This window comes from Pseudomonas alloputida (genome assembly GCF_021283545.2).
Taxonomy (GTDB): Bacteria; Pseudomonadota; Gammaproteobacteria; order Pseudomonadales; family Pseudomonadaceae; genus Aquipseudomonas; species Aquipseudomonas alloputida.
In genome coordinates, this window is sequence record NZ_CP128540.1 from 5,663,776 (window position 1) to 5,689,908 (window position 26,133).

Consider the following 26,133-nt stretch of genomic DNA (forward strand, 5'->3'; position numbering starts at 1 on the left):
CTGAACAGAGGCGCCTTTTTTGCTGACTCCACCGCGTTATTGGAACCCGAAATGACCGACCAGACTACCCGCCTGCCAGTCCGCCGCGCCCTGATCAGCGTCTCCGACAAGACCGGTATCCTCGAATTCGCCCGTGAGCTGCAGCAGCTCGGTGTCGAGATCCTGTCCACCGGCGGCACCTACAAGCTGCTCAAGGACAACGGCGTAAACGCGGTGGAAGTGGCCGACTACACCGGCTTCGCCGAAATGATGGATGGCCGGGTCAAAACCCTGCACCCGAAGATCCACGGCGGTATCCTCGGCCGTCGTGGCACCGACGACGCCATCATGAACGAGCACGGCATCAAGCCGATCGACCTGGTTGCGGTCAACCTGTACCCGTTCGAAGCCACCATTTCCAAGCCTGGCTGTGACCTGCCGACCGCCATCGAGAACATCGACATCGGCGGCCCGACCATGGTCCGTTCGGCAGCCAAGAACCACAAGGACGTGGCCATCGTGGTCAACGCCAGCGACTACGCCGGCATCGTCGAAGGCCTCAAGGCCGGTGGCCTGACCTATGCCCAGCGCTTCGACCTGATGCTCAAGGCGTTCGAGCACACTGCCGCCTACGACGGCATGATCGCCAACTACATGGGCACCATCGACCAGGCCAAGGACACCCTGAGCACCGAGGCGCGCAGCGAATTCCCGCGCACCTTCAACAGCCAGTTCGTCAAGGCACAGGAAATGCGTTATGGCGAGAACCCGCACCAGAGCGCGGCGTTCTATGTAGAAGCCAAGAAAGGCGAAGCCAGCATTTCCACCGCTGTCCAGCTGCAAGGCAAGGAACTGTCATTCAACAACGTGGCCGATACTGACGCCGCGCTGGAATGCGTAAAGAGCTTCGTCAAGCCGGCCTGCGTCATCGTCAAGCACGCCAACCCGTGCGGCGTGGCAGTAGTACCGGAAGACGAAGGCGGCATCCGCAAAGCCTACGACCTGGCCTACGCGACCGACACCGAATCGGCGTTCGGCGGCATCATCGCATTCAACCGTGAACTGGATGGCGAAACCGCCAAGGCCATTGTCGACCGCCAGTTCGTCGAAGTGATCATCGCCCCGAAAATCTCCCAGGCCGCCCGCGACGTGGTGGCTGCCAAACAGAACGTACGCCTGCTGGAGTGCGGCGAGTGGCCAGCCGAGCGCGCTGCCGGTTGGGACTTCAAGCGCGTCAATGGCGGCCTGCTGGTGCAAAGCCGCGATATCGGCATGATCACCGCCGATGACCTGAAGATCGTCACCAAGCGTGCCCCGACCGAGCAAGAGATCCACGACCTGGTATTCGCCTGGAAAGTGGCCAAGTTCGTCAAGTCCAACGCCATTGTCTACGCCAAGCAGCGCCAGACCATCGGCGTCGGCGCCGGCCAGATGAGCCGCGTCAACTCCGCCCGCATCGCTGCAATCAAGGCTGAGCACGCTGGCCTGCAGGTGCAGGGCGCGGTCATGGCGTCGGATGCATTCTTCCCGTTCCGTGACGGCATCGACAATGCAGCTAAAGTGGGTATCAGCGCCGTGATCCAGCCGGGTGGTTCGATGCGTGATGCTGAAGTCATCGCTGCTGCCGACGAGGCCGGCATCGCGATGGTCTTCACTGGCATGCGCCACTTCCGCCACTAATTACGCGGATCCCGAGGCAAGTCGAGATCCTGTGGGAGCGGGCTTGCCCGCGAATACGATGGTGGATTCACCGCCGCATTCGCGGGCAAGCCCGCTCCCACAGTGTTCGGCGCAAGCCACGGGATCACTTGAATCGAGGTTTTGACATGAAAGTTTTGATCATCGGCAGCGGTGGCCGTGAGCACGCCCTGGCCTGGAAAGTCGCCCAGGACCCACGCGTCGAGAAAGTCTTCGTTGCCCCGGGCAACGCCGGTACCGCCATTGAAGCCAAGTGCGAGAACGTCGCCATCGACGTGTGCGCCCTGGAGCAATTGGCCGACTTCGCCGAGAAAAACGTCGACCTGACCATCGTCGGCCCGGAAGCACCGCTGGTTATCGGTGTGGTCGACCTGTTCCGCAGCCGCGGCCTGGACTGCTTCGGCCCAACCAAGGGCGCGGCCCAGCTGGAAGGCTCCAAGGCCTTCACCAAGGATTTCCTGGCGCGTCACAAGATCCCGACCGCCGACTACCAGAATTTCACCGAGATCGAGCCAGCGCTGGCCTACCTGCAGGAAAAGGGCGCGCCGATTGTGATCAAGGCCGACGGCCTGGCTGCGGGCAAGGGCGTAATCGTCGCCATGACGCTGGAAGAAGCCGAAGCCGCCGTGCGTGACATGCTGGCTGGCAACGCCTTCGGTGAAGCAGGTTCGCGTGTCGTGATCGAAGAGTTTCTCGACGGCGAGGAAGCCAGCTTCATCGTCATGGTCGACGGCCACAATGTGCTGCCCATGGCCACCAGCCAGGACCACAAGCGCGTCGGCGACCAGGATACCGGCCCGAACACGGGCGGCATGGGCGCCTACTCCCCTGCCCCGGTCGTTACCGCCGACGTGCACCAGCGCGTGATGGACCAGGTGATCTGGCCAACCGTGCGCGGCATGGCCGAGGAAGGCAACGTCTACACCGGCTTCCTCTACGCCGGCCTGATGATCGACAAGGCGGGCAACCCCAAGGTCATCGAGTTCAACTGCCGCTTCGGCGACCCGGAAACCCAGCCGGTCATGCTGCGCCTGGAGTCGAGCCTGGTCCTGCTGGTGGAAGCCGCATTCGCCAAGGCACTGGACAAGGTCGAAGCACAGTGGGACCCGCGCCCGAGCCTGGGCGTGGTCCTGGCAGCGGGCGGTTACCCGGGCGACTACGCCAAGGGCGACGTGATCAACGGCCTGGACGCTGCCGCCAAGATCGAAGGCAAGGTATTCCATGCCGGTACTGCGCTCAAGGATGGCAAGGTAACCACCAACGGCGGGCGCGTGCTGTGTGCCACCGCCATGGGCAGCACCGTTGCCGACGCGCAGCAGCAGGCTTATCGCCTGGCCAAGGAAGTCAGCTGGAACGGCAGCTTCTACCGTTCCGACATCGGCTATCGGGCCATCGCCCGCGAGCGCGGTGAGCACCAGCAGTAAGTACTACCGGTATGCCGTAGCGGTTTCAGCCTGCGGCATCCGGCTCGTCGACAGGGCCCGGAATGGGCCTTGCCTTCGACTTGGCGCGCCGCGCATAGTGAGTACCCGGCACATCGGCCAAGAAGGGATTTCGTAGTGCGTCGGCTTCGGATTGCCTCAGCTCTGATCGTCAGCTTGCTGACCCTGCTCTGCATGTTTCCGGCTGCGGCCGAACATGACGGTGGCTGGACCGTTCTGCTCGACGAACAGGCCAACCTGCAACTGAGCGATGTGCGCTCCGAGCGCTATCGCAACCAGTTCAGCCCACTGCCTCTCGCCGACCTTGATGCTGCCCCGGCTGGACAGGCCTTGTGGCTGCACTATCGTCTGGCACCAGGTGACCAGGAGCAGCTGCTGCGGGTATTTGCCCCGGACCTTTCTGGCCTGGACCTCTACGCCCTCGAAGGCGAACAACTTCTGCGTCAGCTGCACCACGGGCGCCAGGCCGGCAATGCCAGCCCGACCCTGCGTGGCAGCGACCATGTATTGCCCCTGCCCAACAGCAGGCAACCGCTGGACATCTACCTGCGCCTGGTCTCAGAGCACCAGCTGCGTCCGGCCATCAGCCTTGAGCCTGCGGCCGAGGCAGCCTCGGATCAACGCCAGCCGCTGCTGTTCGGCATGCTGTTCGGCGGCCTGATCATGCTGATCATGCACAACCTGATCCGCTTCCTCTACACCCGCTCCAGCACCACCCTGATCCTGGCGCTGTACCACGGCCTGATGCTGCTCAGCGGCCTGATCCTGCTGAACCTCAGCGGCCCTTGGTGGCATGTGTGGCACAGTGCGCAAACGCCTGCCGCCTATCTGACGCTGGTCCTGGCCGGCCTGTCCGGGTTGTATTTCACTCAACATTTCTTTTCGCCGTGCAATTCGCCCCGGCTTAACCGCCTGCTGCAGGGTGAGATGCTGATTGTCGGGCTCAGTGGCCTGGTGCTGCTGTTCGTCGATACCCTGCCACTGAACCTGATGACCTACGCCCTGATGGCGCTGGGCAGCGTGAGCATGCTGCTGGTCAGCAGCTACCACTGGTACAAGGGTTATGCGCCCGGACGCCTGTTCAGCCTGGCCATGGTGGTGTTCAACCTCGGAGGCCTGGTACTGCTGCCAGCCCTGCTGGGCCTGACACGCACCTCGACACCCTGGCTGCTGTGTATCCTGCTGGGCCTGACCGTGGTCAGTGGCCTGCTCCTCAACCTGGCGGTCAGTGAACGGCTGCGGCGCATAAGCGAGAAGCGTTTCAGCGCCAGCCGTGCACTGGCCGCCAGCGATGCGGAAATCAACGCCAAAGCCGAGTTTCTGGCCAAGATCAGCCACGAAATCCGCACCCCGATGAACGGCGTGCTCGGCATGACTGAACTGCTGCTGGGCACACCGCTGTCGGTGAAGCAACGTGATTATGTGCAGACCATCCACAGCGCGGGCAACGAGCTGCTGACGCTGATCAACGAAATTCTGGACATTTCCAAGCTGGAATCCCGGCAGATCGAGCTGGATGACGTGCAGTTCGACCTTAACGCGCTGATCGAGGATTGCCTGAACATCTTCCGCGCCAAGGCCGAGCAACAGAACATCGAGCTGATCAGCTTCACCCAGCCACAAGTACCGCGGGTCATCAGCGGAGACCCGACGCGTCTGCGCCAGGCCTTGTCGAGCCTGCTGGAAAACGCCCTGAAAAACACCGACCAGGGCGAGATCCTGCTGGTGGTGGCGCTGGATCAACGCGGCGAGGTGCCACGCCTGCGTATCGCCGTGCAGGACAGCGGCGAGCCGTTGCCCGCCGCCGACCGTGAAGCCTTGCTGCAGGCCGAGTTGCACAGCCACCATTTCCTTTCCAGCAACAAGCTGGGCGGCCATCTGGGGCTGGTCATTGCCAAACAGCTGATCGGTCTGATGCAGGGCGAGTTCGGCATCAAGAGCAGCACCGGCATGGGCAACACCTTGTGGCTGACCTTGCCGCTGGACCCTTCGCGCCTGGAACAGCCACCAGCGGACCTCGACAGCCCGCTGCGCGATGCCCGCGTGCTGGTGGTCGACGACAACGACACGTGCCGCAAGGTGCTTGTACAGCAGTGCAGTGCCTGGGGCATGAACGTCAGCGCGGTGCCGTCAGGCAAGGAGGCTCTGGCCCTTTTGCGCACCAAGGCGCACCTGCGCGACTACTTCGACGCGGTGCTGCTGGACCAGAACATGCCCGGCATGACCGGCATGCAGCTGGCCGCCAAGATCAAGGAAGACCCGAGCCTGAACCACGACATTTTGGTGGTGATGCTCACCGGCATCAGCAATGCGCCGAGCAAAGTCATCGCGCGCAACGCCGGGGTCAAGCGAATACTGGCCAAGCCGGTGGCCGGTTATACGTTGAAGACCACCCTGGCCGAGGAGCTGGCCCAGCGCGGCCGCGAACAGGCGATGCCTGCCAGCCTGCCTGGCATCCCGCAGGCGCTGGACCTGCCAGGCGACTTCCGCGTGCTGGTCGCCGAAGACAACAGCATCTCGACCAAGGTGATCCGCAGCATGCTCGGCAAGCTCAACCTCAAGCCCGATACCGCCTGCAATGGCGAAGAGGCCTTGCAGGCGATGAAAGCGCAGCATTATGACCTGGTGTTGATGGACTGCGAGATGCCGATACTGGACGGTTTCTCGGCCACCCAGCAGTTGCGGGCCTGGGAAGCTGAAAACCAGCGCCAGCGCACGCCGGTGGTGGCACTGACAGCGCACATACTGGCCGAACACAAGGAGCGCGCGCGGCTGGCAGGCATGGACGGACACATGGCCAAACCGGTGGAGTTGTCGCAGTTGCGTGAGCTGATTCAATACTGGGCCAATCACCGGGAAGCCAAGGTGGACCCGGCACATACGTCCTGACCGATATCCAATGCTCTTGCAGGAGCGGCCTCGCGACACAAGGCCGCGCCGGCATAAACCCAAGGAACACTGCTCATGCTCCATGAGTTGTTCAGCGTCTACCTGAAAATGCTCGTGCTCTACAGCCCGTTCTTCGTGCTGTCGTGTTTCATCAGCCTGACCCGTGGCCACTCCAGCAAGGAGCGCAAGCAACTGGCCTGGAAGGTCGCGTTCGCAGCCTTGGTCGCCAGCGTGTTGCTGTACCTGTTCGGGCGGGCGATCTTCGGAATTTTCGGCATCACCGCCGATGCCTTCCGCATCGGTGCTGGCAGCGTGCTGTTCATTTCGGCCCTGGGCATGGCCCAGGGCAAGCCGGCGGTACAGGCAGACAACGTTCAGCAGGATGTGACCATCGTACCGCTGACCATTCCGCTGACCGTTGGCCCCGGCACCATCGGTGCCCTGCTGGTGATGGGGGTGAGCCAGCCGCACTGGGATGAAAAACTGCTGGCCATCGTCAGCATTGCCCTGGCCAGCTTTACCGTAGGCCTGGTGCTGTATCTATCGCACGGTATCGAGCGCCTGCTCGGCGACCAGGGTTTGCAAATCGTCAGCCGCCTGATGGGCCTATTCGTCTGCGCCCTGGCAGCACAGATCATCTTTACCGGGATTCGCGGTTACCTGCTGCCCTAGGGTGCAGAGCCTACAACTGCAGCTCAAGGATAGCCTTGCCATTTTGCTTGTCGACACTGGCCTGGGCCCGCTTGCGGTAGTCTTCGCGGAACCCCTGCAAGTTGAAGTGGATCACTTCGACACGCATGTCCAGGAGTTTTACTTCACTGTTCAACTGCATGAACAAGAAGCCCTTGGAGGTCTTTTTCATCGACATTTCCATGTGCACCAACACCATGTCGATGAAGCCGCTCGACTGTTGTGAGCAAGGCAGCAACTGAAAGCGCCCGACCGCTTTGGAGACTGCCCTGGATTCAAACGCGGTCAGTGCCTGGCTGTCATTGCGCAGCGCCTGAAGCGACGACTGGGCAGATTGATAATGGCCGGCGGAGCCTTTCTGGCGAATCTGGGCAAGCGCCTGATCGGCAAGGCTGGCCCTGTCCGGCCCCGGTCGAGTCGCCGTGGGCGCGAGCTTGCCATCAAAGCCCAGAAACGCAAGGTTACGCCAGTAGTTCCTGAACCAGTCCGGCTCCAGGCCTTCGTTGAAGTCCCCCCAGGCAACTTGCTGGGCAAACGCATTGGCCAACAGGATGTCGTCACGGGCTTCGCGACTAACACCTGGCAAGAATGACAGCAGGCTGCTGTGGACGAGTTTGCCACTGGCGGCACCTTGATTGAACTCACTCATTTTCGACTCCTGAGGTAGTGGCAAGTTTGACCTGGCTGCGGTACTGCAATTGCTTGACCTTGATAGCGTCATGCAAGCCCGGACTTATCGAACTGATCACTTTTTCATGGGTGAAATAATTGGCATCGAACTGCTGAGTGGCCTGGGCACTTGAAAGATTCAGCGGCTGCCACAGCCAATCCATCGCCAGATGCTCTGCTGTGCTAAAGCCCAACTCGGTACTGATGACGCCTGAATCGGCCAGTATCAGGCGCAACTCCATACGAACATGGCTCACGCCTTTATCGTCCGGGGGCCGAACACATTCCGCCCATAACAACTGTTCCATGGCATCGTCTGGTTGGGCGGAGTAGGCGTCGAGGCATGTGGCTACCGCCCCCTGCAGGGCGCTGGGCACACCTGCCAAGAGCTTGGCCCGCAGCATGTTCCACGGTTCACAGGCCACTGCGGTTGCGGCAGGCACGGCGCCGGAATGCAAGGTCGCGACAGTGCAGCCGAAGTTACCCTGAATTCGCAGATAGTCCTTGTGCCAATCAGCTTCCTGAATGGCGTGCCCCTTGTTAGCGGTCAGGTAGGCTGCCAGCTGAACATCCAACAGTGCTTCTGCTCGTGAAGCACTGACATTGTTGTCGATCAATACCAGGCTATTGCCGTTCAACCACAAAGTGTAATTGGCTTGCATCAGTATGCCCTCCAGGCCCGTCGACGCCGTGTCGACAGGCCAACTTCATGGTCAGAGTTCCAGTGCCAGCAGGACCTGCAGGGCATTGTCGTCAAGTTTGGTTTCTACAATGGCGCGAACTTTGTCGTATCGGCGGCTATCGAAATTCAACACCGCACCACAGGCAAAATTGGAGGTGCCACTGCTTTCCCATTTGGCCAGAAGATAGTTGGCAGACTTGTCAGGCTTGGCGTCGGTCTGGATCGCACTGACCAGCATCGCCACCTGCCCTTCGCCGGTTTGCTCGCACTTGACCAGGCTCAGCTCGGTTCGGTCATCTTCCACCGACTTGCGATTGAGCAACTCGACGTTTTTGGTACTGGCGGCCAAGGCTGAAACAACCGTTTTGCCGAGATTGTCCAGGGCCATTGCTACATCGCCAGTGAAAGCGCCATATGCTGCCTGCAGGCCCTTGCCCAGCAGGTTGCTGATCTCAAGGTGCATATTGCGTTCAGTGAGCTGCTGTACGTCGACATTGGTTGACGCCCAGCCCAATTTGGACATCAGGTAGATGTAGTGCTTGAACCAAAGCTGCGTTTCACGCATAGGGTCATGCTGCCTGTTGGCACCTTGCGTAGCCAAGGCATGACAAGCCTTTGCAGCATCGCGGTTTAGCTCACTCATTTGGTCGGGGAACACGAACAGATTCTTGTCCGGCAGAACCTGAAGCTGCAGCTTCTCTTTATCGGTCGTCATGGGAAAGGTCTCCAGGAAGGGTACGGTTGGAGCCAAATAGCTCCAGCCGAAAACCTACCTGTGACCTTTACCTCAATCTGCCACGAAGCAGTTCCTCATCTGCCCGCGCTGCCGCCGCTTACGGCTTTGCGCCATACCAGCGCGGGGTATAGACCCAAACCCCGCCAGCTGCGCGGTCGAAAGTGCAGGTAGTGGACGATCCAACCAGCACCATGGTGCGCATGTCGACCATTTCTGGCAGCAGTTCGGCCAAGGTGACTACCTTCAGCGTCTGCCCCGGCCTACCGATGTCACGGCCAAGGACTACAGGCGTGTTCCCGTCACGATGTCGGCGCACAACCTCCAGGGCCACACCGAGCTGGTGCGGCCTGGCCTTGGAGATCGGGTTGTAGAAGGCCAGCACCAGGTCGGCCTGGGCAGCCAGGTCCAGGCGCTTTTCAATGATCGACCAGGGCTTGAGGTTGTCCGACAGCGACATCACGCAGAAGTCATGCCCCAGCGGTGCACCTGCCTGGGCGGCGGTTGCCAGCGAGGCGGATACCCCCGGCAAGATCTGCAGGTCAACGCGATGCCAGGTGGGGTCGCTGGATTCGTGCAATGCTTCGAGCACCGCAGCGGCCATGGCGAAAACGCCCGGGTCGCCTGACGACACCACCGCCACCGAACGGCCTTGGGCCGCCAGTTCGAAGGCATGTCGGGCGCGCTGCATCTCTTCGCGGTTGTCGGTGCAGTGCAGCACCTGGTCGCCGCGGAACGGGCCAGCCATGCGCACGTAAGTTTCGTAACCGAGCACATCTTCGGCCTGCGCAAGTTCGGCCTTGACCGCCGGCACCATCAGTTCCGCCGCACCAGGGCCAAGGCCGATGACCGCCAGGCGACCGCGACGGCGGCCGACCTGCGCTACGTCGACCGGGGCAGACGCCACCGCGACCACGACTTCTCCAAGCGCTATCAACTCGCTATCGGGCACCGCCGCAGCGACCATGCTGGCCACATCGCCTGGGCAGGTGGCGAAGCGCAAAGGGACACCCAGGGCCTGCGCAGCTTCGTGCAACGCGCTGTCGGCCATGGTTCGCTCGTCTGCCAGCACGCAGGCTACCGAGGGCTCGGCGATGCCGGCCTGCTGCAGTGCTGCGCGAATACTGTGCAGATTGCCACCTGCAACGCCCACCACCACCAGGCGCGGGTAGATCAGCAGCTCGTCGCGGTTGGCCGGGCGCGCCTGATGCCCCACATGGATGGTGCGCTGCGCCGCTTCGCTGGCGGGCAACTGCGCCAGCTGCAGCCACGGGGCGTTACCTTCGATGCGCACAGACTCACCCGCCAGCAAGTCGGATACAAAGCGCTTGCCTTGCTCGATGTCGGCCAATGCATAGCCCTGCGGCGGGTTCAGCAGGCAAGTACCGAAGCGCAGCTCGCCACTGGTGGTGATGGCGGCGGAAACGCCCAGCGCGTCAGCGATTTCGCGCGCCATCACGTTCACCCCGCCGAGGCCGCCGAGCAACGGCACTACCGCGCTACCATCCTCGGCCACGGCCAGTACCGGCGGCTCGCTGCCCTTCTCGCTGAGCAGGCTGGCCAGGCTGCGGATGACGATACCCGCGGCGCACAACGCGATGATCGGCGTGTCTTGCTGGTACAACCCGCGAAGGGTATCGCCAAACGACGCGTACGACTGGTCCGCACCCTCGACACGCCCCTCGAGGCCATGGATCGTGGCCTGTGGATAACAGGCCTGGATACGCTGCGCCGTCGCCAGGCTGCCCGGGCCGAGAATGACGATGGCTGGTGCCTTGTGCATGTTCAGCCCTGCCATTTTTCCCCCGGCACGATGATCAACGAGAAGTAGGGCGACGACTGCGGGTCGACCTGGTCCAGCGGCACGATCTTCTGGTTGGCCATGGTCGCCCGTTCCACATACAGTGCACGCCTGTCCAGGCCCAGTTCGGCCAGCACTTCGCGCACCTTGGGGAAGTTGCGCCCAAGTTTCATGATCACCGCTGCATCGGCGTCGGCCAGACGGCGCTTGAGCTCTTGAGCGGGCAACACGCCGGACAACACCGACAGGCTCTGGTTACGGTACACCAGCGGTGCCCCCAGCACCGAAGCGCCACCGAGCATGGAGCAGACACCCGGAATCACTTCGGCGTCATAGCGCTGCGCCAGGCGGTCATGCAAGTACATGTAGGAGCCATAGAAGAACGGGTCGCCTTCGCAAATCACCGCCACGTCGCGGCCGGCATCCAGGTGCTCGGCCACCTGTACGCTAGCTTCGTCGTAGAAGTCGCTGATCACTTGCTCATAGGAGAGCGGCGCCGGCAGCACTTCGGTGGTGACCGGGTAGACCAGCGGCAGCAAGGTCTGCTCGGGCTGCAGGTGCGCCTCGATAATGCCGAAGGCATTGCCACGCTTGCCCTTGGCCACGAAGTAGCCGACCACCGGTGCCTCACGCAACAGGCGCAGGGCCTTGAGGGTAATCAGTTCAGGATCGCCAGGGCCCACGCCCAGGCCAAGCAGTCGTCCGCGCGGGGCCATCATTCCACCTCCGTGGCCAGGGCGTTGACCGCCGCGGCGGCCATCGCGCTGCCGCCCAGGCGGCCTTGCATGATCACGAACGGCACGCCACGGCTGTCGGCGGCGAGCATGGCCTTGGACTCGGCAGCGCCGACGAAACCGACCGGGAAACCGAGGATCAGCGCCGGCTTGGGCGCACCGGCGTCGAGCATTTCCAACAGGTAGAACAGCGCAGTAGGGGCATTGCCGATGACCACCACGCTGCCCTCCAGGTAAGGGCGCCACAGTTCCAGGGCTACGGCGGAGCGTGTGTTGCCGGCGTCTTTGGCCAGGCCCGGCACGCTGGGGTCACGCAGGGTGCAGATGACTTTGTTGTCAGCTGGCAAGCGGGCCCGGGTGATCCCTTCGGCCACCATGTGCGCATCGCAAAGGATCGGCGCGCCGTTGAGCAGCGCCTCACGCCCGGCCCGGCCGGCACCGTCTGAGAACTGCAGGCCATCGATGGCGTCGACCATGCCACAGGCGTGGATCACGCGCACGGCGAGCTTTTCAAGGTCTGCGGGGATCCGCTCGAGTCGGGCTTCCTCACGGATGATCCGGAAGGAGTTGCGATAGATCTCCTGACCATCGCGGATGTAGTCAATCATCAAGGTGCTCCGTCGGCAGGTCGAGCATGGCGCCTGCTTCATTCAAGGTAAGGTCGGTGGCGCGCAGGGCACCGAAACCCGGCTGGCGCGCATCACGCAGGTACAGGTCGTAACGGCCCGGCGAACGGGCCAGCAAAGTGGCCGGGGCAACATGGGCCACGGCGCAGGAACGGGGGCAGCCGGACAGGTGCACGCTGGCCGGCACGCCAGGGCCCAGCAGCGCGGCCAGGACAACGGCGTCAGCCTTGGTCTCGGCAAGGGCCTTGGCGCAGCCGCTGGCACCGGTGCAGGCGCTGATACGCGCCAGGGGTTCACGGTCGTGGCACAACAACCCCAGCGCAGACAGCTCGGCCAGGGCCTGATCGATGTGCTGCGCTTGCAGGTTGCTCAGCACCAGGCTTTGCCAGGGACTAAGGCGCATGCTGGCATCGCCCAGTTCACGGGCAATACGTGCGGCGCCACGCAGCATCGCGGGGGTCAGGCGGCCTTGGGGCGGGGCAACGCCAAGGGCAACACCCTGCGCCTGGGGCAACCTGCCCAACCACGAGGCGCGGTGCTGTTCACGCCGCCAGGTGAGCACGGCAGCATCGCGGCGGATATCCAGGCCGAGCCCAGCGACAAAATCGGCTGTCGGGTACACATCAAGCAGCTGGCGCATGCGCGTCTGCGTCGGGGATGCCAGATCGAGGAAGCGCTCCAGCACGGCGCGCACCAGCATCAGGCCCTGCGTCAGCGGCACCGCACCGAGCGCCTGGCCCTCTGCCGGGCACCCTGCCAGGCCAAACGCCAGCCAGGTCTGCTGGTCCAGGTGCAGGGACGACAGCCACAGGTCATGGGGGTGTTCGAGCATCGCCAGGCGCTCGCCTGCATCCAGCTGCACAGCGAACTTGGCCGACAGCTGGTGAAAGCGCGGGGTGCCTTCCAACAGGTCGAGGATCTGCCCGGCCAGCGGCCTGGCGTCCAGCAGCATGAGCGGGTCATGCCCGGCCAGTGGGCTGAGCATCACGTTGCGCACATCGTCACCCGCGGCATCGCGTGGTCCCAGGCCGGCTGCGAGCAGTGCCTCGACCAAAGCGCGATGCTCGCTGCCAATGCCACGAATCTGCAGGTTGCCACGGTTGGTGGCCTCGATCACGCCGCCAGCAAAACGCTCCGCCGCCGCCGCCACGGCTTCAGCCTGCTCGGCCAGCAGCAGGCCACCCGGCAGCTTGATGCGGCAGATACCGCCATCACGGGCACTGACGATGCGCCACAACCCCGGGCAGGCCGAGGGACGAGGGATGACAGTGGGGGCTTCGGCCTGGGTCAATGGGGTGTCCGGCAATCTGTGAAAGTGCGCTTGAGTGTAGAAGGCGCGGTATTATGCCTGCTTTGTCCGGCGGCATGAAAAGCCGGTGGTCGAGCATCCTCGGCGATCAAGTAGAAATTCAGGACCGCGTCGCCTTCTTCACGGGCTCGCCCGCTCCCACAGGATCACTGCAGGCTGCACATGCTGCACTGTACCTGTAGGAGCGGGCTTGCCCGCGAAGGGGCGCGAAGCGGCCCCAAAAATGGCGGATTGAAATACATGACACCCTGGCTGACAGTAGTAGGCATCGGCGAAGACGGCTTCAGCGGCCTGGGCAAACAGGCCCGGCGCGCCCTGCTGGGCGCTGGCCGGGTCTTCGGCAGCCCGCGCCAGCTGGCCTTGCTGCCACGTTGCGTGACCGCTGAACAGTTGGCCTGGCCCAGCCCGTTCTCGCTGGCCCCAGTGCTGGCCCTTCGCGGCGAGCCGGTGTGCGTGCTGGCCAGCGGTGACCCTATGTTCTACGGCGTCGGCGCCAGCCTGGCACGCCAGGTGCCTGCTGCAGAAATGCGCGTGTTGTCGCTGCCCTCTTCCTGCGCCCTGGCCGCTGCCCGCCTGGGCTGGCCGCTGCAGGACCTGCAGGTGGTGTCGCTGGTGGCCCGCCCCCTGGCAGCGCTCAATGCCCACTTGCACAGCGGCATGCGCCTGCTGGTGCTGAGCAACGATGGCGACAGCCCGGCGGCAATTGCCGCGCAGCTGCGCGGGCAAGGCTTCGGCCCAAGCCGCCTGCAGGTGTTCGAGCACTTGGGGGGCGTGGACGAACGTGCACTGGCCGGCACCGCCCAGGACTGGCCGCACACCGGTATCGCGGCGCTCAACCTGGTCGCCATCGAATGCCTGGCTACACCGGATGCCCCCCGCCTGCACCGGCTGGCCGGGCTGCCAGACGCCGCATACCGGCACGATGGCCAGTTGACCAAGCGTGATGTCCGCGCCATCACCCTGGCGCGCCTGGCACCGCAGCCTGGCGAACTGTTGTGGGATGTGGGCGCGGGCTGCGGCTCGATCGGCATCGAATGGATGCGCGCCCACCCGGCATGCCGCGCCCTGGCCATCGAGGCCGACGAAGGCCGCCAGGGTTTGATCGAGCACAATCGCGATGCACTGGGTGTACCCGGCCTGCAACTGGTTCGCGGCAAGGCGCCAGCGGCGCTGCAAGGCCTGGAACAACCGGATGCGATCTTCATCGGAGGCGGCGTTACCCGCACAGGTGTACTGGACCTGTGCTGGGCAAGCCTGCGCCCCGGCGGCCGCCTGGTGGCCAACGCCGTCACCCTGCAAAGCGAACTGGCCCTGGCACATTTTCGCGAACAGCACGGTGGTGAGCTGACCCGCATCCATGTCGCGCATGCCCAGCCCTTGGGTGCATTCGACACTTGGCGCCAGGCGCTGCCGATCACCCTTCTCGAAGTACTGAAACCCGCCGATGCGTGAAGAAACCCGCGAACAGCCCGCGCCTCTGCGCAGCGGCCTTACCACCGGCAGCTGCGCCACCGCCACCAGCCTGGCAGCGGCCAAGCTGCTGCTCACCGGGCAGCGTAACGATGCGGTGGACATCACCCTGCCCAAAGGCAAGGTCGTGCAGATGCGCCTGGAATTCTGCCGCCTGATCGGCGAGTGCGCCGAAGCCGGCACCCTCAAGGATGCAGGTGACGACCCGGACGTGACCCACGGTGCCCTGGTCTATAGCCAGGTGCGCCTGCTGGTGGAACCTGGCATTGGTTTTGTCGCCGGCAGCGGCGTGGGCACGGTGACCCGGCCGGGGCTGGTGCTGGCTGTGGGTGAACCGGCCATCAACCCGGTGCCTCGGCGCATGATCAGTGAACACCTGCAACACCTGGCCGACGCGTGTGGCTACCTTGGCGGCTTCGAGGTCACGGTCAATGTGCAAGGTGGCGAGCAGCTGGCCCTGAAAACCATGAACCCGCGTCTGGGCATTCTCGGTGGGCTGTCGATCCTCGGCACCAGCGGCATCGTGCGGCCGTTCTCCTGCGCGGCCTACATTGCCTCGATCCACCAAGGCATCGACGTGGCCCACACCAATGGCTACACGCACATAGCCGCGTGCACCGGCAATGCCAGCGAAGACACCATGCGCCGCGTCTACGGTCTGCCGGAAATCGCCCTGATCGAAATGGGCGATTTCGTCGGCGCGGTGCTCAAGCACCTGCGCAAGGTACCGGTGCCGCGCCTGACCCTGTGCGGCGGCTTCGGCAAGATCAGCAAACTGGCCGCCGGGCACATGGACCTGCACAGCCGTCACTCCAGCATCGACTTGCCGCAACTGGCAGGTTGGGCCGCAGACATTGGCGCTGACGAGGCGTTGCAGGCTGCCATCAGCGGCGCCAACACCAGCCAGCAAGCGCTCGCCCTGGCTCATGCGGCCGGCATTGCCCTGGGTGACGCGGTGTGTGCCCACGCCCTGGCCTTCGCCCGTAGCGTCGTGCCGGCGCAGGTGCACGTGGAAGTGTTCGCCATCGACCGCCAAGGCGGCATCGTCGGCCAGGCGGGTGTGCAATGACTGCGCGCATCCTGTTGCTGGGAGGGGTCACTGAAGCCCTGGCGATGGCCCGCCAACTCGGGCCTCGACATGTCTACAGCCTGGCCGGTATCGGCCGCGTGCCCCAGGGCTTGCAATGCCAGGTGCGGGTCGGGGGCTATGGCGGTGTCGAGGGCCTGACCCGTTACCTGCGCGAAGCGGGCATCACCCTGCTGATCGACGCCACCCACCCCTATGCCGCGCAAATCAGCCGCAATGCCGCCAGCGCCGCACGCAACGCCGGCATCCCGTGCTGGGCCTTGCGTCGTCCCGCCTGGCAGGCGCAAGCAGGGGACGACTGGCGAGAAGTCGAGGATTGGGCAGGGTTGATCGAAGCACTGAAGCCGTTCCGCAGGCCACTGTTCACGCTAGGACGCGAGCCGCTGCAGCACCTGGACGAGATTCCGCCGGAGCAGTTCTGGACCTTGCGTGCGCTGGAGGCGTGCCCTGGCAACGAGCGCTGTGAAGTGATTGGCGCACGTGGGCCGTTCCATATCGAGGATGAACGGGCGTTGTTCCAGCGCCGCCACATCGATGTGCTGATCAGCAAGAACAGCGGCAGTGTGGCGACCGAGCCGAAGCTGGAAGTGGCGCGGGAGCTTGGCGTGCCGGTGCTTGTCCTGAAACGTCCGACGCTGCCGGAGGTGGACAGGGCATTCGACTCACTGACGGATCTGGCCACAGCGCTCGCCCTTTAGGCGCTGCCCTTTCACAACACAAAGGCACTCCTACAAGGATTTCAGACTTTTCTTCCAACCAACCCAGTGGCCCGTTGCCGATCTGCTGCCTTAAACTCGACGCCCCTCCCCCGGAAGGTTTCACCCATATGGAAATGCAATGGTGGATCTGGCTGGTCTTCGGCATTGCGCTGATCCTGCTTGAACTGGTCCTCCCGACGTTCTTCATACTCTGGTTCGGCATCGGCGCCGTGCTGGTCTCGCTTATCTCGCTCGCCGCACCCAGCCTGCAACTGGACATGCAGGTCCTGCTGTGGGTACTGCTGTCGTCGGCCACCACCGTGCTGTGGTTCAAAGTGTTCCGGCGCAAGCAGCCGGATGTGCGCTGGACCGCCGACAGCGTGATCGGCGAAGTGGGCCTGCTGACCGCTCCCGTGTCGGAGTTCCAGAAAGGCCGCGTACGCTTCCAGAAGCCGATCCTCGGCAACGAAGAGTGGACCTGCGTCGCCGATAGCCAGATCGCCGCCGGCGAGCGGGTACGCCTGACCGCCATCGAGGGGAACACCGCCCGCGTTATCCGGGCCTGAATCCGCATTAAAAGGAATTTTGCAGCATGACCAGCCTCATCGTCGTCGGCGCCATCGCCCTGTTCGTCCTGATCACCGTGTTCAAGGGGGTGCGCATCGTGCCCCAGGGCGAGGAGTGGATCGTCGAACGCCTGGGTCGCTACCACAGCACCCTCAAGCCGGGCCTGAACATTGTCATCCCCTACATGGACGTGGTCGCCTACCGCCTGCCGACCAAGGACATCATCCTCGATGTGCAGCAGCAGGAAATCATCACCAAGGACAACGCGGTAATCGTCGCCAACGCCCTGTGTTTCGCCAAGGTAGTCGACCCGCAGAAAGCCTCGTATGGTGTGCAGGACTTCTCGTTCGCCGTCACCAGCCTGACCATGACCTCGCTGCGCGCCATCGTCGGTGCAATGGACCTCGACGAGGCGCTGTCCAGCCGCGAGCAGATCAAGGCCCGCCTGCGCGATGCAATGTCCGAGCAGACCGAAGACTGGGGCGTGACCGTGCGCTCGGTGGAGATTCAAGACATCAAACCCTCGGAAAACATGCAACTGGCCATGGAACGCCAGGCCGCGGCCGAACGTGAGCGCAAGGCCGACGTTACCCGCGCCGAAGGGGCCAAGCAGGCGGCGATCCTCGAAGCAGAGGCGCGCCTGCAGGCGGCCAGGCTGGATGCCGAGGCACAGATCAGCCTGGCCGAGGCCTCGGCGCGCTCGATTTCGCTGGTGAAGGAAGCGGTGGGCAACGAGACCGTACCGGCCATGTACCTATTGGGCGAACGCTATGTGGGCGCGATGGAGAACCTCGCGGGGAGCAGCAATGCCAAGGTGGTGGTGTTGCCGGCTGACCTGCAAGAGACCGTGCGCGGGTTGATGGGCCGCAACAAGATTTGAGAGTGTCGGGGGCGCTTTGCGCCCCTATCGCGACACAAGGCCCCACAGGACAGCGCAGTATTCGAGGCTGCCGCAATTCTGTGGGAGCGGCCTTGTGTCGCGATGGGCTGCACAGCAGCCCCCATTACCAGACCACCTGCGTCACTTCACCGCACCCCGGCATTTTTACCTATACTCCGCCGTACAATAGCCACCACGATTCCTGACCGGATCTCTCCATGCCCCCACGTCGGCACATTGCCTGGATAGCCTGCCTTGCAGTGCTGTTCAACCTGCTGGCCATGCCGCTGTCTTCTGCTGCGCCCAAGGGCACGGCCGAGCAGCTGCTGTGGGGGGCTTTCTGTTCCAGCATGGCCAACAAGGCCAACGTCGACGTTCAGGCCCTGGCCAAGATCGACCTCGGCCCGCAAAGTGACGACAGCGTCGGCATGATGAACTGCTGGTGCTGCTCCGGTGCCGTGCCGCTGCTGGCCCTGCCCGGCTACCCGCCACAGTTGCACAACCCGCCGACACTGCTCAGCGGGCTGCTGCCGCCACCTGCCAAGTACACACCCACGCCCCGCCAGCTCTGGCCTGGGCTAAACCCTCGTGCCTCTCCACTAGCCTGAGTTCATCATGCTGTCTGCCTGAACCAGAACGGAAACGGAGATTCACCATGCTCAAGCACGCCCTCGTCATGGCCGCCCTGCTGCTGCCTGGCGCCTTTGCCAATGCCCACGAATACAGCGTGGGTGACCTGCACATTGCCCACCCGTGGTCGCTGCAGTTGCCACCCAACGCGCCTAACGTCGCCGCGTATTTCGTGGTGCACAACAATGGCCAGGCTGATGACCGCCTGCTCAGCGTCGACAGCCCCATCAGCGATGACGCGCAACTTCACGAGCATGCCATGAGCGCCACTGGCGCCATGAAGATGCAACAGGTGCCCAGCGTGGTAGTGCCTGCCGGCAAGGACCTGACCTTTGCCCCCGGTGCCTACCATGTGATGCTGATGCAGCCCAAGGACCGCAGCCTGCTCAGCGACGGCAAACGCTTCCCGTTGACCCTGCACTTCGAAAAGGCCGGCGACATCACCGTCGAAGTGGCCGTACAGAAGCAGGCGCCTGCGGACCAACCGCAAGCCCACGAACACGCGCACTGATACCTGCTGACAGGCACGCGCCATGAGCCTGCCGCGCCACAGCATCGGCCGTACCACCCGCCCTGACCTCAGGCGCGCCGGTGGCGGATGGCTGAGCCTGTTCGCCATGTGGATGATCTTCATCGGCCCGCTGATATCCCAGTCGATGCCGATGGACCACCACGCGGGCATGAACATGCCGATGGACATGCCGATGGCGGCTGCCCATCAGCATGGCGGCGACGCCCATCACGGCCACGGCGGCGATGGCCAGTTGCATGTGATGTGGGAAAAGTGCGGTTACTGCAGCCTGTTGTTCAACTGCCCGGCCCTGCCCCAGGCCCTCAGCCCGCTCAGCGCCGGCAGCATCGCCCCCACCACCCACCTGCTTGCGCCAACGCACCAGGGCCATGCCCGGCAGGCTGTATTCCCTGGTGCGCGCAGCCGCGCCCCGCCTTCTTCGATCAACGTCTGAAACAACATTTTGCGCACGAAGCCAGGAGGCTTCGCGCTAACTCATGACTGATCGACTGGAATCATTATGTCCGGCTGCACCCCTGTTTTTGCCTTGTCCCTGCGTGGGACCATCGCCGCCCTGTGCGGCTCGCTGCTCGCGCCCATGGCCCTGGCCGCCGGCCCTGGCCATGAAGACCATGTGCACGACGCACCCGAGTTGAGCCCGACGGTGATCACCGCCGTGGCCCCGAGTTCGCCGCTGACTGTGGTCACCAACCCGAAAGACCCGCGCCAGCCAGTGCCGGCCAGCGACGGCGCCGACTACCTGAAGACCATCCCCGGCTTCTCGGCAATCCGTGCTGGCGGTACCAACGGCGACCCGGTATTGCGCGGCATGTTCGGCTCGCGCCTGAACATCCTCACCAACGGCGGCTTGATGCTTGGAGCCTGCCCCAATCGCATGGACGCACCCACGTCCTATATCTCGCCAGAAACCTACGACCGCCTGACCGTGATCAAAGGCCCGCAGAGCGTCATCTGGGGGCCCGGCGGCTCGGCCGGCACCATCCTCTTCGAGCGCGAACCTGAGAAATTCGGCACCCTCGGCAGCCGCGTCAACGCAAGCCTGCTGGCCGGCTCCAACGGCCGCTTCGACAAGGTGCTGGATGCCGCGGCCGGCAACAGTCAGGGCTATGCCCGCTTCGTCGGCAACCAGTCACGCTCGGACGACTACCACGACGGCAACAAAGACACCGTGCCGTCGCGCTGGGAAAAGTGGAACGGCGATGTCGCCCTCGGCTGGACACCCGACCAGGACACCTTGCTGGAACTGACTGCCGGCAAGGGTGACGGCGAAGCCCGCTACGCCGGGCGCGGCATGGACGGCTCGCAGTTCAAGCGCGAAAGCCTGGGCCTGCGCTTTGAAAAGTCCAACCTCGGCGAGGTGCTCGACAAGGTCGAGGCGCAGGTCTACTACAACTACGCCGACCATGTGATGGACAACTACAGCCTGCGCACGCCGTCGGGTAGCGGCATGATGGGCATGCCGATGGTCAGCAACGTCGACCGCCGCACCATGGGCGCACGCATCAAAGCCACCTGGCGCTGGGCCGACGTGCAACTGATCAGCGGCATCGACGCGCAAACCAACGAACATCGCCAGCGTGGCGGTATGGGTGTGGACGCACACAAGGGCAAGGCCTGGACCAAGGACGCCGACTTCCACAACTACGGCGCCTTCAGCGAACTGACCTGGTACGTCAGCGGTGAGGACCGCTTGATTACCGGCGCCCGCCTGGACCGCGCCTCGGCGCGTGACTTCCGCACAACCAGCGCCACCGAAGGCGACACCCGTGCCGACACCTTGCCGAGCGGTTTCATCCGCTACGAGCACGACCTGGCAGCCATTCCGGCCACCACCTACATCGGTCTCGGCCATGCCCAGCGCTTCCCCGACTACTGGGAGCTGTTTTCACCCAAGCTGGCACCACCCGGGGCAGCCAATGCCTTCGACGGCATCAAGCCAGAGAAAACCACCCAGCTCGACTTCGGCATCCAGTACCGCACCGAGCGCCTGGAGGCCTGGGCTTCGGGCTATGTCGGGCAGATTCGCGACTACATCCTGTTCGACTACCGCACCGGCATGATGGGCATGAGCACCTCCCAGGCGCAAAACATCGACGCCCGCATCATGGGTGGCGAACTGGGCGCCGCCTACCAGCTGACTGACAACTGGAAGGCCGACGCCACGCTTGCCTACGCTTGGGGCAAGAACAGCAGTGACGGCAAGGCGCTACCTCAAATGCCTCCCCTGGAAAGCCGCCTGGGCCTGACCTACAGCCGCGACGTGTGGAGCGTCGGCGCACTGTGGCGGCTGGTGGCGGCGCAAAACCGCATTGCCGAAAACCAAGGGAACGTCGTCGGCAAGGACTACGACAAGAGCGCCGGCTTCGGCGTGTTCTCCCTGAACGGCGCCTACAAGGTGAACAACAACCTCAAGCTCAGCGCAGGGGTCGACAACCTGTTCGACAAAACCTACGCCGAGCACTTGAACCTGGCCGGGAACGCCGGGTTCGGCTACCCGGCTACAGATCCACAGCCGGTCAATGAGCCAGGCAGGACCTTCTGGACCAAGGTCGACTTCAGCTTCTGACAACAACGGGCGCAGCTTCGGTTGCGCCTTTCAGCTGGTCAAAAAAGGAGGTTCCCATGAGAGGAACACGCGTCTCTTTCTATAACCTGGCCTGGCGTTGGCATTTTTATGCGGGGCTGTTCGTGGCCCCGTTCATGATCCTGTTGGCAATCACCGGGATCATCTACTTGTTCAAGCCCCAGCTCGACCCGCTGCTGTACCGCGACCTGATGGTGGTCGAGGCCGGCCAGCACCGGCAGGGCGCAGACACGATGCTGGCTGAAGTGCGCCAAGCCTACCCAAAGGGCCACATCGCCCAGTACTTGCCGCCACTGAACGCCGCGCGCAGTGCGCAGTTCGTGGTGCATGACGGCGGGCGCGAACTGAACGTGTTCGTCGACCCATACAGCGGCAAGGTCCTCGGCGAACAGGACGGCAAGCAGAACCTGCAGGCCATCGCCCGCGCCCTGCATGGCGAGCTGATGGTCGGCACGGTCGGTGACCGGCTGGTGGAACTGGCTGCGGGCTGGGGCATCGTGCTGGTGGTATCGGGCCTGTACCTGTGGTGGCCGCGCGGGCGCAGTGGCGCTGGCGTGCTTTGGCCGCGGCTGTCGGCGCGCGGCCGGCTGTTCTGGCGAGACCTGCACGCGGTAACCGGTTTCTGGGGTTCGGCCTTGCTGTTGTTGATGCTGGTCAGCGGCATGACCTGGACCGGCTTGTGGGGCAAGCAGTACGCTGATTTGTGGAACCGCTTCCCGGCAGCCATGTGGAACGACGTGCCCAAGTCGGACCAGCAGGCGCGTGAGCTGAACAGCGCACACCGCCAGACCGTGCCCTGGGCCATGGAAAACACGCCGATGCCACAGTCCGGTGCACACGCCGAGCACGCCGGGCACCACATGATGTCGGACATGCCCGCAGCGCCCCAGGTGAGCGTGCAGCAAGTCGAAGACATTGCCACTTCGCGTCAGGTCGAGCTGGGCTACAGCATTACCCTGCCCACCACGGCAGACGGCGTGTTCACCATTGCCGTGTTCGCCGACGACCCGCGCAACGACGCCACCCTGCATGTCGACCAATACACCGGCAAGGTTCTGGCCGATGTGCGCTGGCACGACTACAGCCCGGTTGCCCGCGCCACCGAGCTGGGGGTGATGCTGCATGAGGGCAAGATGTTCGGGGCGCTGAACCAGATCATCATCCTGCTGGTGTGCCTGATGATTCTGCTGGGTTCGGTGAGCGGGCTGGTGATGTGGTGGAAGCGCCGTCCTGAAGGCGGCCTGGGCGTACCGCCTTTGCGTCATGACCTGCCACGCTGGAAGGCGGCAGTGGCCGTGATGCTGGTGCTGGGGGTGATGTTCCCGCTGGTGGGGGTGTCGATGGTGGTGATGTGGGGGGTGGATAGTTTGGTGGTGAGGCGCCGCCGGGTCTTGGCCAGCGCTTGAGCCTTGTGTTGCCTGTGCTGGCCTCTTCGCGGGTAAACCCGCTTGTATGGTAGGACTTGAAGGGAGGAGGAGGGCCATAACTCGCTTCTGACTGTTCGCGCAGTACAGACCGTAGGAGAAATCACCCCTCCTCCTTTCAACACCCAAGCGCCGATAAGGAATGCCTCGCGAGCAAGCGACAATAGAAGCAAGCCTGCGCCAGGGTGTGCCCTTCAAGTCACACTACGCTACAAGGAGCAGCTATTCATGGCAATGTCCGCAATCCCAATCGAAGCTGGCGTGGACACCTCCAAAGATGAACTGGTGATTCAAGCCGCTCCGAATACCAAATCCTTCGCCATCCCTAACACTCCGAAAGCAATCAAAGCCTGGCTCAAGACGCTGCCCAAAGGCTCAGCGCTGGCCATCGAAGCGACCAGTACCTATCACATGGAAATGGCGGAGCAAGCCCATGCTGCGGGCTTCGCGGTATACGTTATCGATGGGCTGAGGCTGAGTAAGTACCGGGAAAGTGTTGCTATACGGGCAAAAACAGATGCCCATGATGCCGCTTTGCTCGCCCGCTTCCTGAGCAACGAGCGGGGCTCTTTGAAGGCTTGGACTCCGCCACCAGCCGGGCATCGTGAGATCCAGGTGCTGCTGCGCCGCCGCGCCAAACTTGTAGCAGTGCGCGGCATGCTGCGGATGAGCTTGTCGGGCGACAAATTGTTTGCCTCAGAACTCAAACGTGTTGAGGAAGTGCTCGAACGCATAGAGCTTTCGCTGGAAAAACAGCTGCGTGCGGTGATCAAGAAGGCGGGGCTTTCCGATCAGATGCGCCGTGTTCAGAGGCTTCCGGGTGTTGGTTTCTTAACGGCTGCCGGCCTGGTGATGTCCTTCATGCGCGGCGAGTTCAAGAACAGCGACGCCTTTGTCGCTTATCTAGGCATGGATGTAACGGTTTCCCAATCCGGTAAATGGGCAGGCAGAGGGAAGTTGAGCAAGCGCGGAGACTCGGAGGTCCGTAGACTCCTGTACAACGCCTCGATGAGCGGCAGTCGAACCGCGACCTGGAAGCAGTATTACGCCCATCACCAAGCCCGGGGGAAGAAAACCACTCAAGCCTTGGTGATCCTTGCACGTCGCTTGGCTCGGCTGGCCTTCGGCCTGATGAGGCATCAGGCCGACTGGAAGCCCGAGATATATACCGGAGGTGCCAAGCCGGCCAGCTGAGGCTGGGGCTGCAACGCAGCCCGCCCAAACTGACGGGCAGTATCCAATGCTGGGGAGAAATTCTCTGGCACGCTGACTCGTACCTCGAGGTTGCTGAGAGAGGCCGATGGCGTTTTTACTGAAAATTTGCCTCCGGCCATAGAATCTCCTACGAGGGACCGCGTTGTAGGAGCGGGTTTACCCGCGAAGAGGCCGGTACAGGCGAAATGCTGAGCCGAAAATGCAGAGTCGATCTGTCGCGCCCCGATCTGGAACGCGCGTGTTAGCCTAGCCGGCTACCTCTGACAAGAAGACTGCAGCCTATGACGCAAACCTCACCCATAGCGACAGATGAACCGCACCTGCAACGCAACCTGACCAACCGCCACATCCAGCTGATCGCCATCGGCGGCGCGATCGGTACCGGTCTGTTCATGGGCTCAGGCAAGACCATCAGCCTGGCCGGGCCATCGATCATCTTCGTCTACATGATTATCGGCTTCATGCTGTTCTTCGTCATGCGCGCCATGGGCGAACTGCTGCTGTCGAACCTGAACTACAAGTCGTTCATCGACTTTTCCGCCGACCTGCTCGGCCCCTGGGCCGGCTACTTTACTGGCTGGACCTACTGGTTCTGCTGGGTGGTCACCGGCATTGCCGACGTGGTCGCGATCGCCGCCTACACCCAGTTCTGGTTCCCCGACCTGCCGCAGTGGATACCGGCGCTGACCTGCGTAGGGCTGCTGCTGTCGCTGAACCTGGTCACCGTGAAAATGTTCGGCGAACTGGAGTTCTGGTTCGCCCTGGTCAAGATCGTTGCCATCCTCGGCCTGGTCGCTACCGGCCTGTACATGGTCATCACCGGCTTCACCTCGCCCAGCGGGCGCACCGCCCAGCTGGCCAACCTGTGGAATGACGGCGGCATGTTCCCCCATGGCCTGATGGGCTTCTTCGCCGGTTTCCAGATCGCCGTGTTCGCCTTCGTCGGCATCGAGCTGGTGGGTACCACCGCCGCCGAAGCGAAGAACCCGGAACGCACCCTGCCGCGGGCGATCAACTCGATCCCGATCCGTATCATCGTGTTCTATGTGCTGGCGCTGATCGCGATCATGGCCGTGACCCCGTGGCGCGATGTGGTGCCCGGAAAAAGCCCGTTCGTTGAGTTGTTCGTGCTGGCAGGCTTGCCGGCGGCGGCAAGCATCATCAACTTCGTGGTGCTGACCTCGGCGGCTTCGTCGGCCAACAGCGGCGTGTTCTCCACCAGCCGCATGCTCTACGGCCTGTCGCAGGAAGGTGACGCGCCCAAGGCTTTCGAGAAGCTGTCGAGCCGTTCGGTGCCGGCCAACGGCCTGTATTTCTCGTGCACCTGCCTGTTGCTCGGTGCGGTGCTGATCTACCTGGTGCCGAACGTGGTCGAGGCATTCACCCTGGTCACCACCGTGTCGGCGGTACTGTTCATGTTCGTGTGGACGCTGATCCTGCTGTCATACCTGAAGTACCGCAAAGACCGCGCGGCGCTGCACCAGGCATCGAACTACAAGATGCCGGGCGGGCGCTTCATGTGCTACGTGTGCCTGTCGTTCTTTGCGTTCATCCTGGTGTTGCTGAGCCTGGAGGCGGATACCCGTTCAGCACTGGTGGTGACACCGATCTGGTTTGTCGTGCTGGCGGTGACCTACCAGCTCGTACGCAGCAGGCGCCATCCCCGCACGGCCGTGCGTAACGGCTGATGGCCTCGGGGGCTGTTCCCACGAAGGCACGGTGTACGCCGTCCGATGTGGGAGCGCCCTTGTGTCGCGATGGGCCGCACCGCGGCCCCAATCCTGTGCACACAAA

Annotated in this window: 23 protein-coding genes; 16 read left to right on the top strand and 7 right to left on the bottom strand. The window is 63.4% G+C overall.

What is annotated here, in order from left to right; genetic code table 11:
- Positions 1-51: 51 nt before the first annotated feature.
- The 4 genes from purH (at position 52) to LU682_RS26310 (ending at position 6,680) form a co-directional block, all read left to right on the top strand.
- On the top strand, positions 52-1,659 hold the full coding sequence (purH, locus tag LU682_RS26295) for a bifunctional phosphoribosylaminoimidazolecarboxamide formyltransferase/IMP cyclohydrolase (RefSeq protein WP_003249687.1): 1,608 nt from the start codon (positions 52-54) through the stop codon (positions 1,657-1,659).
- Between the two features lie 146 nt (positions 1,660-1,805).
- Complete coding sequence (purD, locus tag LU682_RS26300; RefSeq protein ID WP_003249685.1) at positions 1,806-3,101, top strand: phosphoribosylamine--glycine ligase; 1,296 nt, start codon at positions 1,806-1,808, stop codon at positions 3,099-3,101.
- 135 nt (positions 3,102-3,236) lie between these two features.
- Positions 3,237-6,008: a hybrid sensor histidine kinase/response regulator gene (locus LU682_RS26305; RefSeq protein ID WP_232857373.1), complete on the top strand. Its 2,772-nt coding sequence runs from the start codon at positions 3,237-3,239 to the stop codon at positions 6,006-6,008.
- Between the two features lie 75 nt (positions 6,009-6,083).
- Positions 6,084-6,680 carry a MarC family protein gene (locus LU682_RS26310; RefSeq protein ID WP_010955434.1) on the top strand — a complete coding sequence of 199 codons (597 nt, stop codon included), beginning with the start codon at positions 6,084-6,086 and terminating at the stop codon, positions 6,678-6,680.
- Positions 6,681-6,690: 10 nt separating this feature from the next.
- On the opposite strand, the gene LU682_RS26315 is transcribed toward LU682_RS26310, so the two are convergent.
- From LU682_RS26315 to cobG, 7 genes are all read right to left on the bottom strand, one after another.
- The gene (locus LU682_RS26315; RefSeq protein ID WP_049586731.1) at positions 6,691-7,347 is read right to left on the bottom strand and encodes a hypothetical protein; all 657 of its coding nucleotides are present in this window, start codon (positions 7,345-7,347) and stop codon (positions 6,691-6,693) included.
- Positions 7,340-8,029 (bottom strand): hypothetical protein, encoded by a 690-nt coding sequence (locus tag LU682_RS26320; RefSeq protein WP_049586728.1) that lies wholly within the window; start codon positions 8,027-8,029, stop codon positions 7,340-7,342. The genes LU682_RS26315 and LU682_RS26320 overlap by 8 nt, the downstream gene beginning before the upstream one ends.
- A 51-nt stretch (positions 8,030-8,080) precedes the next feature.
- A complete protein-coding gene (locus tag LU682_RS26325; protein ID WP_049586726.1) occupies positions 8,081-8,764 on the bottom strand; it encodes a hypothetical protein in 684 nt (227 codons plus the stop codon).
- Between the two features lie 118 nt (positions 8,765-8,882).
- Positions 8,883-10,580: a precorrin-3B C(17)-methyltransferase gene (gene cobJ / locus LU682_RS26330; RefSeq protein ID WP_010955435.1), complete on the bottom strand. Its 1,698-nt coding sequence runs from the start codon at positions 10,578-10,580 to the stop codon at positions 8,883-8,885.
- Positions 10,568-11,299 (bottom strand): precorrin-2 C(20)-methyltransferase, encoded by a 732-nt coding sequence (locus tag LU682_RS26335; RefSeq protein WP_049586741.1) that lies wholly within the window; start codon positions 11,297-11,299, stop codon positions 10,568-10,570. The genes cobJ and LU682_RS26335 overlap by 13 nt, the downstream gene beginning before the upstream one ends.
- Positions 11,299-11,925 (bottom strand): precorrin-8X methylmutase, encoded by a 627-nt coding sequence (locus tag LU682_RS26340; protein ID WP_003249670.1) that lies wholly within the window; start codon positions 11,923-11,925, stop codon positions 11,299-11,301. The genes LU682_RS26335 and LU682_RS26340 overlap by 1 nt, the downstream gene beginning before the upstream one ends.
- Positions 11,918-13,249, bottom strand: a complete 1,332-nt coding sequence (gene cobG, locus LU682_RS26345) for a precorrin-3B synthase (RefSeq protein WP_289644732.1) — start codon at positions 13,247-13,249, stop codon at positions 11,918-11,920. Before cobG ends, LU682_RS26340 begins: the two co-directional genes overlap by 8 nt.
- A 243-nt stretch (positions 13,250-13,492) precedes the next feature.
- On the opposite strand from cobG, the gene LU682_RS26350 reads away from it, so the two are divergent.
- The 12 genes from LU682_RS26350 (at position 13,493) to cycA (ending at position 26,027) form a co-directional block, all read left to right on the top strand.
- Positions 13,493-14,704: a bifunctional cobalt-precorrin-7 (C(5))-methyltransferase/cobalt-precorrin-6B (C(15))-methyltransferase gene (locus LU682_RS26350; RefSeq protein ID WP_010955438.1), complete on the top strand. Its 1,212-nt coding sequence runs from the start codon at positions 13,493-13,495 to the stop codon at positions 14,702-14,704.
- Complete coding sequence (locus tag LU682_RS26355) at positions 14,697-15,791, top strand: cobalt-precorrin-5B (C(1))-methyltransferase (RefSeq protein WP_010955439.1); 1,095 nt, start codon at positions 14,697-14,699, stop codon at positions 15,789-15,791. The genes LU682_RS26350 and LU682_RS26355 overlap by 8 nt, the downstream gene beginning before the upstream one ends.
- Complete coding sequence (locus LU682_RS26360; RefSeq protein WP_010955440.1) at positions 15,788-16,507, top strand: cobalt-precorrin-6A reductase; 720 nt, start codon at positions 15,788-15,790, stop codon at positions 16,505-16,507. The genes LU682_RS26355 and LU682_RS26360 overlap by 4 nt, the downstream gene beginning before the upstream one ends.
- Before the next feature lie 128 nt (positions 16,508-16,635).
- Positions 16,636-17,073: an NfeD family protein gene (locus tag LU682_RS26365; protein WP_049586722.1), complete on the top strand. Its 438-nt coding sequence runs from the start codon at positions 16,636-16,638 to the stop codon at positions 17,071-17,073.
- 26 nt (positions 17,074-17,099) lie between these two features.
- A complete protein-coding gene (locus LU682_RS26370; protein ID WP_010955442.1) occupies positions 17,100-17,954 on the top strand; it encodes an SPFH domain-containing protein in 855 nt (284 codons plus the stop codon).
- Between the two features lie 218 nt (positions 17,955-18,172).
- On the top strand, positions 18,173-18,562 hold the full coding sequence (locus LU682_RS26375; protein ID WP_010955443.1) for a DUF2946 domain-containing protein: 390 nt from the start codon (positions 18,173-18,175) through the stop codon (positions 18,560-18,562).
- Positions 18,563-18,609: 47 nt separating this feature from the next.
- Complete coding sequence (locus LU682_RS26380; RefSeq protein ID WP_003249653.1) at positions 18,610-19,095, top strand: copper chaperone PCu(A)C; 486 nt, start codon at positions 18,610-18,612, stop codon at positions 19,093-19,095.
- A 22-nt stretch (positions 19,096-19,117) separates the two neighbouring features.
- Positions 19,118-19,549, top strand: a complete 432-nt coding sequence (locus LU682_RS26385; RefSeq protein ID WP_010955444.1) for a DUF2946 domain-containing protein — start codon at positions 19,118-19,120, stop codon at positions 19,547-19,549.
- Between the two features lie 66 nt (positions 19,550-19,615).
- Positions 19,616-21,682, top strand: a complete 2,067-nt coding sequence (locus LU682_RS26390) for a TonB-dependent copper receptor (protein ID WP_010955445.1) — start codon at positions 19,616-19,618, stop codon at positions 21,680-21,682.
- 56 nt (positions 21,683-21,738) lie between these two features.
- On the top strand, positions 21,739-23,106 hold the full coding sequence (locus tag LU682_RS26395) for a PepSY-associated TM helix domain-containing protein (RefSeq protein ID WP_010955446.1): 1,368 nt from the start codon (positions 21,739-21,741) through the stop codon (positions 23,104-23,106).
- A gap of 246 nt (positions 23,107-23,352) precedes the next feature.
- Positions 23,353-24,318, top strand: coding sequence for an IS110-like element ISPpu10 family transposase (locus tag LU682_RS26400; protein ID WP_010951808.1), 966 nt, complete (start codon positions 23,353-23,355; stop codon positions 24,316-24,318).
- 302 nt (positions 24,319-24,620) lie between these two features.
- Positions 24,621-26,027 (top strand): D-serine/D-alanine/glycine transporter, encoded by a 1,407-nt coding sequence (gene cycA, locus LU682_RS26405; RefSeq protein WP_010955447.1) that lies wholly within the window; start codon positions 24,621-24,623, stop codon positions 26,025-26,027.
- Positions 26,028-26,133: the final 106 nt, after the last annotated feature.